Here is a 12758-nt window from a genome sequence, read left to right on the forward strand (position 1 = left end):
CGCCAGAGGGGTAGTTCGGTGGCGCGGTCGGGGGCGGTGTCGGTGAGGGCGTGGGCCCAGCGGCGCATGGAGGTGCCGACCGGTGGGAGGGCCGGTGGTGTGCCGGTGCTGACGGCGGCCCAGGCGGCGGCGAGGTCGGGGACGAGGATGCGCCAGGACACTCCGTCGACCGCGAGGTGGTGGATGACGAACAGCAACCGTCCCGGATCGGGTCGGTCCTCGGTGGATTCGAACCAGACGACCTGCACCATGATGCCGGTGTCGGGGTCCAGACGCGCCGTGGCCGAACGTAACTCGCAGTCGATGATCGATTGGAACAGCGCACCCGCGAGCTCGTCGACCGGAACTCGGCGCAGCAGGCCGGCAGCGTCCACGGAGCCGGCCGGCAACACCTCCACCGCCGCGTCCCGGCGCGACTCCGCCCGGTGGAGCCGCGCACGGAGCAGGTCGTGGCGGTCGAGGACGGTCTGCACCGTGCGGGCGAGCCGATCCGGGTCCAACCCGGGGGGTGCGGTGAAGAGAGCGGCCTGTGAGAATCTGCCGATGTCGGTGCCCCGGTCGAGGAGCCAGTGCGCGATCGGCGTCAAGGGCATCTCGCCCACCCCGAACCCGGGTAGTTCCTCGAGGACCGGCGATTGCACGTCGGCAGATTCGATGGCCCTCGCGAGCCGACCGATGGTCCTGTGCTCGAACACTTCCCGCGGCGTCAGAACGACTCCGGCCTCTCTGGCCCGCGCCACCAACTGGATGGCCATGATGCTGTCGCCGCCGAGAGCGAAGAACGAATCCTCGATACCCACCTCGTCGAGTCCCAGGACCTCGGAGAACGCCGATACGAGTACGCGTTCGACATCGGTGGCCGGCATGCGGCTCGACGATCGCGCAGCGAAGTCGAACAGTGGCAACGCGCCACGATCGACCTTGCCGTGTGCCGTCCATGGGAACGCGGCAAGAGGAATGACCGCGGTGGGAACCATGTGGGCCGGAAGGGCGGCCGCAAGGTGGGTGATCAGATCGGCACCGTCGAGTTCGGTTCCCGTTGCGGCCACCACGTAACCGATCAGGTGCGCGGTGCCGTGGACGTCCTGTTGGAGAACGACGACGGCCTGCGCGACACCGGCCTGCCGGAGCAAAGTGTTCTCGATCTCTCCGGGTTCGATCCGGTAGCCGTGCAGTTGCACCTGGAAGTCGCTACGACCCCGGTACTCGAGCTGTCCCCGGTCGGTCCAGCGGGCGCGGTCGCCGGTGCGGTACATCCGCGTTCCGGGTGCGCCGTGCGGATCCGCCACGAAACGCGCTGCGGTCAACGGCATGCGTCCGAGATAGCCTCGAGCCAATTGCTTTCCGGCGATGTACAGGTCGCCGACAGCTCCGGGAGGCGCCGGGTGCAGGCGACCGTCGAGGACATATGCGCAGGTATTCCACACCGGCGGCCCGATCGGCACGATCGGGTCGCCGTCGCTGGAGTCGACGTCGCAGTAGGTGACCGTGATGGCGGCTTCGGCGGGACCGTACATGTTGCCCAGTCCCACACCGAGTTCCAGCACCTTGGCCGCCGTCCGGTGGGAGATCGTTTCGCCACCGGAGAGGACGCGCCGGAGTGAAGCGGGCAGAGGGTACCGGCTGTCGTCCACGAACACGGCGAGAATCGACGGTACGAACTCGACGACGGTGATCTCTTCGGCGGCCATCGTGGCCGCCAGGTAGTCGAAATCGAGGTGACCGTCGGGCCGAAGAAGGATCAGGGCAGCACCGGAACACAGGGGCGCCAGGCACTCCCAGACCGCTACATCGAAGGCGATCGGCGCCTTCTGGACCGTGCGATCACCCGGGCCGAGCGGCAGCTGGGATCGCGACCATCTCAACTGACTGGCGATCGCGGCGTGTGAGACCGTCACCCCCTTCGGGTGACCGGTGGATCCGGACGTGAACACGATGTAGGCGGTGTTGGCGGCGCGCAACGGCGCGACTCGATCGTGATCGGTGATCGGCGCGCAGTCGCGGCCCGAGACGTCGAGGCCCTCGAGCCTGAGACCGGGAAGGCCGTGGGGAAGGGCCAGGTCGGTATCGCCGCCGATCAGGACGAGCGCGGGAGCGGAGGTTCGGAGAAGGTAGGAAATGCGCTCGGGGGGATTGGCGAGATCGAGCATCAGGAAAGCGGCCCCGGTCTTGGTGACGGCATAGAGTCCGGCCAGCAGCTCGAACGACCGCGGTGCCGCGAGTGCGACGACGTTCTCCGGTCCGATATCTCGTGAGATCAGTTCACGAGCGAGTCGATTCACCCACCTGTCGAAGTCCCGGTACGTCATCGACCGTTCCGCGAATGTCACTGCGTCCGCGTCGGGAGTGCGGGCGACCTGCGCATCGAACAGGTCGACGACCGTCTCCTCCGGGCTCTCGTGTGCCGTCGCGTTCCATCGCTCCAGTACGAGGTCGCGCTCGGCGTCGTCGAGGAGTGCGAGGTCACCGACGACGACGGCGGGGTCGGCGAGGGCGGCATCGATCACGCGGAGGAACCGGTCGGCGAACCGCTGGACGGTGTGCTCGTCGAACAGGTCGATGGCATAGATGATCTGGGCGCTGATTCCGGCCGCGGATCCGGCGCCGTCGACGTGCTCGCGAAGCACCACGTTCAGGTCGAACGGCGACAGGTGTGCGTCGAGGTCGACGACGGAGACGTCGAGTCCGGGTAGTTCCGGTCGCGGCTGCTCCATGTTCTGAAACGAGAGCATGACCTGGAAGAGGGGGTGAACCGCGGTCGAACGGGCCGGGTCGATTTCCTCCACCAGTCGCTCGAACGGTATGTCGGCGTGGGCGAATGCGTCGATGTCGGTGTCGCGGACGCACGCGAGCACTTCGGCGAACGATGCCGCCGATTCGATGCGAGTGCGCAGGACAAGTGTGCCGACGAACATTCCGACGAGTTCGTCGAGAGCCTCTTCGCCGCGACCGGCGATCGGAGATCCGATGCTGATGTCACCGGAATCGGCGAGGCGGGAGAGCAGGACGGCAAGAGCGGCGTGCACGGTGACGAAAGGTGTCACGCCGTGTTCGAGTGAGAACCTGTCGATCCGTCGGTGGGTGGCCGGGGGAATCTCGAACCGGACGGTGGCGGCCCGAGTGGAGGCCGTCGCGGGCCGGGGATGATCGAGGGGAAGTTCGAGCCGGTCGGGGAGGTCGGCCAGTGTCGTGCGCCAGTAGCGGAGTTGAGTCGATATGGGTGAATCGGGATCGTCGGTGGATCCCAGCATGTCGCGTTGCCACACCGTGTAGTCGGAGTACTGCAGGGGAAGCGGCGGCCACTCCGGTGCGCCACCTCGGTTGCGGGCGGTGTAGGCCACCGTCAGATCGCGGGCGAGGGGAGCCAGTGACGAGCCGTCCGCCGAGATGTGGTGGACGACCACGGCCAGCACGTGGACGTGCGGGTCGACTTGCCAGAGGAAGGCGCGCAGGGGGAGCTCCGTCGTGACGTCGAATCCGGTGCCCACCACGTGGCGAAGGTGATGGTCGAGATCGGATTCGTCCACTACCGGAACTGGGGACAGCTCGAAAGGCATGTCCTCGAGAGGCGACACGACCTGGACGGGACCGTTCTCGGTGAGGGGATAGACGGTGCGCAACGCCTCGTGTCTGCCGGCGACGTCGCGCAGTGCCGCGCGGAGGGCATCGACGTCGAGCGGTCCCTCGATGCGCACGATCATGGGGATGTTGTAGGTGGCTGCTGTGGTGTCGAACTGGTTGACGAACCACATCCGCTGCTGCGCGAAGGATACCGGGGCGGGCCCACTGTGCCTGCGCGGACCGAGTGCCGGGCGGCCGGCGGGCAGGTCTTCCGCCTTCTCGAGGACTGCCGCCAACGCCTCCACGGTCGGTGCCTCGAACAGCGTGCGCACTCCGATCCCGGTGCCGAGCGCGGAGTTGAGCCGGGCCACGACCTTCGTCGCGACGAGGGACGTGCCGCCGAGTTCGAAGAAGTTGTCGTCGACCCCCACGCCTTCCACGCCGAGTACGCGGGCGAAGACGCCGGCGACCGCCTCCTCGTGCGCTGTTCGGGGGGCACGGAACTCCGCGGCGTCCACCAGAAACTCGGGCACGGGCAGCGCTGCACGGTCAATGGCTCCGGTGGCGTCGAGGGGGAACGCGTCGACGACGACGATCGCGGTCGGCACCAGGTGAGAGGGCAGCGTTGTCGCTGCGTACGTCCGGACCGCGGCCGGGTCCACGGACGTGCCGGGTGTCGCCGCGACGTAGGACACCAGGATCGGCTCGCCGGGGGTGCGAGTGTGGTCGACGGTGACCGATCCGGCGACGGTTCGATGCCGGCGCAAGACCGTGTCCACCTCGTCGGGCACGACTCGACAACCGCGCAGTCGTGGCTGAAAGTCGCAGCGTCCCAGTATCTCCAGACGTCCGTCGCGAGTGACGCGCGCGAGATCACCCGTGCGGTACATGCGGTGGCCCGGGTCTCCGAAGGGGCAGGCAACGAAGTGAGTGGCAGTGAGTGCAGGCCGGTGGTGGTACCCGCGTGCCAGTTCGGCGCCGCCGGCGTACAACTCGCCGATGACCCCGTTCGGTACGAGACGCAGCCTGCGGTCGAGCACGACGGTGCGTCGATCAGGGCACGGTCGCAGAGCGAGGTCGGACACCTCGCGGGCCGTGGTCGCCGTGGCGGAAGCGAGGCACGTGAGGGTTTCGGTGGTCGTGTACAGGTCGACGACGGCCGAGGTGGTCTCCACCCAGGAGGGCAGCAACGAGAGCAGATCCTTCGTGGGCGGCTCACCGGCCAAGACCACCAACCGCATCGCCGGGAGGTCACCGTCGGCGGACATCGATGCGTGTGCCGTCTGCTCGAACGCGGTGGGGTTCTGGCTCAATACGGTTACCCGCTCGTGTCGAAGCAGGGTACACAGCTCCTGCGGTGAGCGTGCGGTCCCGGTGTCGACGATCACCAGGCGCGCTCCGTGCAGAATCGCACCCCACAACTCCCAGAGCGTGAGGTCGACGGCGTGGGACGGCACCATCGCCCAGGTGTCGGTTCGGTCGAATCGCCATGCCCGGGGTGTCTTCTCGAATGCGGAGATCAGGCCGCGATGCGTCATCGTCACCGGTTTCGGGCGAGCAGTGGACCCGGCGGTGAACACGACGTACGCGGCCGAGTCCGGCCGCAGCGCCTGGGCCCGCTCCGTCTCGGTGACCGGTGCCGCCGAGATTCCGGCGATGTCGGCCACCACGTCGGGTGCATCGACGAGAACCGGTGTTGCACCGAGACCGAGCGGCGCGTCGGCGTCGGCGCGCCGGGTCAGCACGAGGGTGGGCCCCGCCTGGGTGAGGGCATGCGCAATGCGAGCAGCGGGCCAGTCCACCTGGAGCGGCAGGCAGACGCCACCGGCGACGAGCACGGCGAGTGTCGCGACAACGGATTCGATCGAGGGTGGAAGTGCCACCGCCACCACGGTTTCGGAGGTGACCCCGCGGCGTTGCAGATAACGAGCCCATCGGTTGACGCGGGCCGCGAGCTCGGCGTAGCCGAGGGTCTCACCCGCGGCGGTGAGCGCCGCGGCATGCGCATACCGCGCGGCGCTGCGCGTGAATTCGTCCACGAGCGTGCCGGTCGCCGGTGCGGGGGGCCCGCGCCACCCGGCCAGGGCGGCTTCCTGCTCCCCGGCGTCGAGAAGGTCGATGTCTCCCACCGGGACGTCCGGATCGGTCGTGACGGCCTCGAGAATCCGGACGAATCGGTCCGCGAAGGTGTGGATGGTGTCAGGGTCGAACAGGTCGGCGGCGTAGACGAAGCCGGCCTGCATGCCCAGCGGTGTCCCGTCGTCCGCAAGGTTCTCGGTGAGCCACAATTGAAGGTCGAACTTGGAGATGCCCGCGTCGTACGGCACCGAATCGATGCGTAGGCCGGGAAGCTCGAGGCCGTGCAGTCCCTCGCCCGAGGGCAGGACGTTCTGGAATTCGAGAAGCACCTGGAACAGCGGTGGATGTGCGGCCGAACGCTGGGGCTCCAGCTCTTCCACCAACTGCTCGAACGGGATGTCGGCGTGTCCGAAGGCGGCGAGGTCGACCCCGCGGGTCTGTTGGACGGTGTCGGTGAAACTCGCGGCGCGATCTATCCGTGTGCGCAGGACCAGGGTGTTCACGAACATGCCGACCACGTCGTCGAGCGCCGCCTCACCCCGGCCGGCCACAGGTGTGCCGACGGCGATGTCGTCGGACCCGGTCAACCGGGCCAGCAACACCGCAAGGGCTGCGTGCATGGTCATGAACACCGTGGAGGTGTGGCGACGGGCAAGTGCCCGGATGCTGTCGTGCAGCGCCGCATCGATGCCGAACTCCGCGCGTCCTCCGCGCAGCGATTGCGCGGCGGGACGGGGGCGGTCGGTCGGCAACTCCAGGAGCTCCGGTAGCCCACTCAGGTTTTCGGACCAGTAGTCGAGTTGGCGGGAGACCGTGCTGCCGGGATCGCTGTCGGTCCCCAGCAATTCGTACTGCCACAGGGTGTAATCGACGTACTGCACGTCGAGGGGCTCCCACTGTGGTGGCCGTCCGGCGGTGCGCGCCGTGTACGCGGTCGTCACGTCCCGTGCCAACGGCGCCGTGGACGCCCCGTCGGCGGCGACGTGATGGAGGACCAGCGCCAGCACGTGTTCGGTGTCGCTCAGCTCGAACAGGGTGACGCGCAGTGGAGCTGCTTGGCTGACGTCGAATCGCGAGGCACAGGTCTCGGCGAGATGCCGGTCCAGGTCCGTTTCGTCGCGCACCGGCACGGGTCGGATCTCGGGCACGGCCTCCGCCGCGGTCACGACAACCTGATGGGGGCCGTCGACCGAGGCGGGGAAGACGGTGCGGAGCGATTCGTGGCGTTCGACCACGTCGGTGACCGCGGCCACCAGCGCCGGGACATCGAGCACACCGGCGAGTCGCACGACCAGGGGGATGTTGTACGCCGGCGAGGTGGTGTCGTATTGGTTGATGAACCACATCCGCTGTTGGGCGGGAGACAGCGGGATCCGTGCGGGTCGCGGAAAACGGTGCAGCGCCGGTCGATCGGCGCCCCGGGGGCCGGCACCGTCGATCCGGGCGGCGAACGTCGCGACGGTCGGTGCGTCGAACAGTTCGGCGACGTCGATCCGGGCGCCCAGCGCAGCATTTGCCCGGGCGACGACCCGCGTTGCGGTCAGGGAGTTACCGCCGAGGTCGAAGTAGTCGTCGTCCACTCCGATGCCGTCGACGCCCAGCACGGACTCGAAGACCTTCGCGATCACCTCTTCCGTCGGGGTGGTCGGTGTCCGTCGGCCGTCCCCCGCGCGAACGGGCGGTGGGGGGAGCGCTGTCCGGTCGAGCTTGCCGCCCGGGGTGAGGGGAATCGTGTCGATGGGGACGAGTAGGGGCACCATGTAGTGGGGAAGGGTCTGCCGAACGTGACGGTCGACGTCGGCGAGGTCCAGTCCCTCGCCGGTCGCCGCTCGCACGTACGAGACCAGCGTGGTCTCCCCGCTCCCGGTGTCGTAGTCGACGGTGGCCGCGAACCCGACGGCCGGGTGGTCTGTCAGCACGGCATCGACTTCACCGAGTTCGATCCGGAATCCCCGCACCTTGACCTGGGAGTCGCTGCGGCCGATGTAGTCGAGGACGTGATTCTCCCTCGTCCAGCGAACCACGTCCCCGGTCCGGTACATCCGATCGCCGGGACGCCCGAACGGGTCGGCGACGAACCGCGCCGCGGTCACGCCGGTGCGGCGGTGATAACCGCGGGCGAGGGCCGGCCCGGAGAGATACAGCTCGCCCGCGACCCCCGGCGGGACGGGATGGAGTCGTTCGTCGAGAACCACCACGGACATCCCGCGCACCGGCCCGCCGATCGTCACCGGAGCGGTGGACGCCATCGGCCCGCTCAGGGTGGACATGATGGTGGCCTCGGTCGGCCCGTACGCGTTGAACATGCGGCGTCCCGCCGACCATCGCACCACTGCGTCCGGCGGACACGCCTCCCCGGCCACGACGAGATGCGTCAGGGTGGGCAGGTTCCCGGGGTCGAGTGTCGCCAGCGTGGACGGAGTCAGCACCGCATGCGTGATTCGTCTTTCGGTGAGGACCCGGGTCAGCTCGACGCCACCGAACACCCCACGCGGGACGATCTCCAGCCGCGCTCCGGACCCGACCGCCGCCAGTAATTCGAACAGGGAGGCGTCGAAACTCGGCGATGCGAACTGCGCGACCCGTGATGCGGGATGGACGATGAGGCTTTCGCGTTCGGCGGCCACCAGGTTCGCGAGGCCACGATGGGTCACCACCACGCCCTTCGGGATTCCCGTCGACCCGGAGGTGTAGATGACGTACGCCGGATGATCCGGTCGCAGCGGTCGGCGCCGATCCGCTTCCACGAGGGCGTCGGCGCGGCATCGTTCGACGTCGGCGGTGGTGGCCGCGTCGTCGAGTTCGATCCAGGACGCCGAGGAGGCCTGCGCCAACGCCGCACGGTACGAGGATGTGGTGATGCCGATCTGTGCGCCGGAATCGGTCAGCATGTGGTCGATGCGGGCGGCCGGATAGGTCGGATCCACCGGTAGAAAGGCAGCGCCCGACTTCGCGGTCGCCCACACCGCGACCACGAATTCCACCGACCGGGGCAGTGCCAGGGCGACAACGGTTTCCGGACCGGCTCCACGTTCGACGAGTAGGCGGGCGAGCCGGTTCGAGTGTCGATCGAGCTCCCGGTAGGTGAGCTCTGCGGTGCCGTCCGCCACGGCGACGGCATCGCGCTCGGCCGCCATGGCGGCGGTCAGGAGATCGGGGAACAGCTGCACGGGGCGGGTGGGTGCACCGACTGCGGGCGTGAGTCCGGCCAGTGCGGTGGGCGCAGCGAACACGAGATCCCCGACCGCGACGTCGGGTTCGGCGGTCGCGGCCTCGAGCATGCGGACCAGCTGGTCGGTGAAGGTCTCGATCGTTGCCGGGTCGAACAACGCTGTCGAGTAGACGATCTCGACGTCGATGCCCGACTCGGTACCGTGCTCGGTGCACGTCACCTGCAGGTCGGTCCCACCGCCCGCCGGCATGCGAGCCTCGGCGTCCGCCGGCCCCGCGCGGGCGAACACGAAACCGACCTGACATGGGTACGAAGCGCCCGGCGCCGTCGGAAGACCGAGTGCCGTCGCGAGGTCGTCGAACGGAATCTCGGCATGGCGGAAAGCAGCCACCTCGATGGTGTGCACCGAAACGAGCAGTTCGGCGAAGGTCGATGCGGCGTCGACCCGGGACCGCAGGATCAGCGGCCACCCGTGCGGGCCTGCCGGGACACCCACCGCCACGTCGCCTCGACCACTCAGCCGCGCCAGCAGCGCGGCAAGGGCGGTGTGCACGACGGAGTAGCTCGCGAAGGAGCCGGCCTTACCGAGGTCCCGGATCTTGCCGTGCACGTCGGCGGGAACGTGCCTGACCACACGGCCGTCGAGATCACCGAAGTGGCCGGGGCGGACATGATCGGCTCGGAGGACGGGCTCGGTGGACAGCCCGTCGAGCACACTCCTCCAGAATTCGAGGTGAACCGCTCTGCCCCGGCGTCGTGCCCCCTCTGCCGCGGTCTCGGCGTGGAGATCCGCCGGTGCCGCCGCGGGATCCGCGGTGAGGAACTCCTCGAGCAATCCGACGAAGGCCCGCTGGTGTGAACGCAGATCTTCGTCGGTGTAGCGGCCGGGGTTGCCCCGGAACTCGACCATCGTCTTCTCGGGTGTTCCGGTCGTATACACGTTGACCAGCAGGTCATCGACCGGCCCGGACGTGACCACGTGGAATTCGCCGGCAAGTGCGCCGAGGATGATCTTCGGACGGAAGAGCATCACGTTGACCATCGGCGCCGCGAGAACACGGGCGGCCTTCCGGCCGGCCTCCCGGCGGATGTCCTCGAGGGTGTACCGCTGATGGCGCAGTGCGCCCGTCACGTCCCACTGCACCCGCTGGATCAAGTTGGCGAGCGTGTCGTCGGGACGTGTGCTCACCTGCAGCGGCGCGACGGTGACCAGCATTCCGCCGGAGCGGCGCAGAATCACTGTCGTCCGGGCCGAGACGGGCAGGTTGACGAGTACCTCGTCGTTGCCGGTCATGCGCGCGAGATAGCAACCGAATGCCGAGACGACCACCGCTGCGGCGGTGGCACCGAAAGCGTGGTGGGAACGGGCGAGTCTTCGGGCAGCCTCGTCGGACAGTGCCGAGTTCGCGAGAGTGCACCTCGCCACGGCAGCTGCGGCGACCGGCGACAAACTCGCGCCCGCGGTCATCTCGGCGACCCGGTCGGCCCAGTAGGCGTGATCGGACTCGAATCGGCGCGACGCCCGGTACTCCCGATCGATGGCACACAGGGTTCGCAGATCTGCCGCGCGGTTGGGTTCGGGCGAACGACCCTCCGTCGCGGCCGAGTACAGCGTGGCGATCCGGTTCACGAGTGTCATCGCCCCGTACCCGTCGAGCGCGACGTGGTGAATTCGGCTGTACCACAAGTAGTCCTGCTCGCCGACTTGCAGCACCGCCGACTTGGCCAACATATCGCGTGTGACGTCGATCGGGCTCGTGTAGTCGCCTTCCATCCACGCGTGCGCCGTCCCGACCGGGTCGGCCGCGGTGCGGAAGTCGACGAAATCCGTGGACAACTCGATGGTGGGATCGATGACCTGGAACGGCTCGCCGTCCATCTCGACGATCCTCAGGAAGGTGGATTGGAACTCCCGGCCCGCCGCCAACGACGCCTCGTTCAGAAGATCGAGGTCGAGGGGCCCGTGCAATTCGACGTACTGGGCGATGCAGAGTGCGACGTCGGGTGCCAATCGTTGCGCGAGCCACATCCCACGTTGCGCCGACGACAGTGGGAAGGCGTCCACGTCGCGAGCACGGTGGTGGAGTGGCATTGCAGAATCCAACTGAAAGGATCCCTTCACATGCGACCGGGGGTCGTGGGGCGACGACGCCTCATGCGGGGCAGGGTCGTGGCGGCCCGGGGTTCGGGGTTCCGATATTGCAGCGCGGATCGCCGTATCGTCCGCGTTCGACTACATCCTTCTCAACTCGGGGTCAGCTCTTTTATATCGCTGCTTTGCCCGCGCCCGTTACCACTCGGTGGCGTTACCGGTGCGCCGCCGCATTGTTTGACTCTGCTCTCCGTGCGCACGAGGTGGCGCGCCGACACAACCCGGATCCGCATCTGCGGGGCGGAGCGAGCGCGTGGTTCGAACTCGTGCCGTGAGATGAGCGGCGTCGCCGGCGTATCGCCGTCACGACTCGGGTACCCGATCCGGGTCGGGCAAACCGATACCGAAAGGCCCCATCCGAAGGTGATCGTCGATGATTAATCTGTACTATCCACTGGCTGTTGCGCTGTATGTCCTCGTGGCACTCTGGCAAGGAAATCTCGGCCACTGGTGACCTCCGCCGAGAGCGGCAGGCGGCTCGGGTTGGTGTACGCCCGATCTGAGTAATCGATCCGATCGAGGACCCATCGTGTGCTCCTCGATGAGGGAAGCGCGGTGTGCCCGAACCTGTGAAAGATGGTTGGTGTCGGCGGACGGTGAGGGTCTGTCAGCGCGATGATCATGAGGGGATTACCTGTGAGCGTGTGCATCTCGAGCGGCGGTGCCGCCCGTTGCCGTTCCCCGGCGCCGGGTGTGCCGAAGCGGAAGGCCAAGCGGGTCGAGCACGCGCTGTACGCCCGTTGACGCCCTGCCGGATCAGGGGCTCGATTCGCCACCGCCCGTCATCTGGTCGAGGATCGCCTGCTGTGCCTGCATTTCCTCCTCCTCGGTGATCTCACCACGTTCCCGGGCCTCCTCGAGTTCCTCGAGCGCCCGGCGGGCACGCGCCGGATCGTGCAACTCCTGCTCGACCTGCCGCTGGATCAACTCCGCCAGCGAGATCACCCCTTTGACCGGTTGCAGCGGCAAGGTGACGATGAACGAGAACAGACCCATGCCTCAGCCCTGCCCCTCCGGCTTCTGGGTCACCACGAAGTCGTACGCCGCCTGCGGTCCGAGCAGGCGCATCTCCACCCGCCCGTCCCAGTCCTGGGCCAGCTCGCCGAGCACCTGTTCGAGCTCGTCCTGACGCTCGACGTCGGCGAGGATCGCCACCTGCACGGCCTCCTCCTCGTGCGTGGGTTCGCGCACGTTCACGGAAGCGGCGAGGTCGTCGAGCGCCTCGACGACCCTGCCGGTGTCCTCTTCCCGCTTGGCGGCGATCGCGTTGCTCACCAGTTCCCCCAAGGCCATCCGCGCCTGCCGTCCCGCGTCCTCCGACTTGTCGCGGATCTCCTCGCGCAGCGCCGCCGCCTGCTCGTTCTCGTCGACGATCTCCCGCAGGATCGCCCTCTCCACGTACCGGCCCTTGACGATGTACTGGGCCTTGCCCTCCAATTTCCCGAGAGCCGCACCGAACTCGTCCGCGTGCGCTGCGAGCAGTTCCTCCCGTACGGCGTCGGCGTCGCTGAGCACCGCACCGAACCGCAGGGGCAGCACCGGCGCGACCCCGGCCACCCCGTCCAGCAGGTCCGCATGCGCCCGCAGGTCCCCGGGTTTACCGAGCGCCCGGTCCACCGACAGCCCGCTCACCAGGGCGGCGATGTCACCCTGCGTGACCACCTCCACGGTGCCGTCCGCGACCCCGGTCGCATCCTCGGCGACCTCGACGTCGGCCGGGACGATGCCGTAGACATACACACCGGTCGTCTGCTTCGTCCGCTCCGAGGTGGCCATCACCGGTCACCTCGAGTC

At 68.2% G+C, this 12758-nt stretch carries 3 protein-coding genes; all 3 read right to left on the minus strand.

Features of this window, described 5'->3' with window-relative positions; translation table 11 throughout:
* The coding region (locus tag ACFTZB_RS34730; RefSeq protein ID WP_378438735.1) for an amino acid adenylation domain-containing protein at positions 1-10904 on the minus strand (10904 nt) is incomplete at its 3' end.
* An 816-nt stretch (positions 10905-11720) separates the two neighbouring features.
* Positions 11721-11960 carry a gas vesicle protein GvpG gene (locus tag ACFTZB_RS34735; protein ID WP_378438737.1) on the minus strand — a complete coding sequence of 80 codons (240 nt, stop codon included), beginning with the start codon at positions 11958-11960 and terminating at the stop codon, positions 11721-11723.
* A 3-nt stretch (positions 11961-11963) separates the two neighbouring features.
* Positions 11964-12740, minus strand: a complete 777-nt coding sequence (locus ACFTZB_RS34740; protein WP_378438739.1) for a GvpL/GvpF family gas vesicle protein — start codon at positions 12738-12740, stop codon at positions 11964-11966.
* Between the last annotated feature and the right edge of the window lie 18 nt (positions 12741-12758).

This window comes from Rhodococcus sp. NPDC057014 (genome assembly GCF_042673295.1).
In the GTDB taxonomy this organism is placed as follows: domain Bacteria; phylum Actinomycetota; class Actinomycetes; order Mycobacteriales; family Mycobacteriaceae; genus Rhodococcus_F.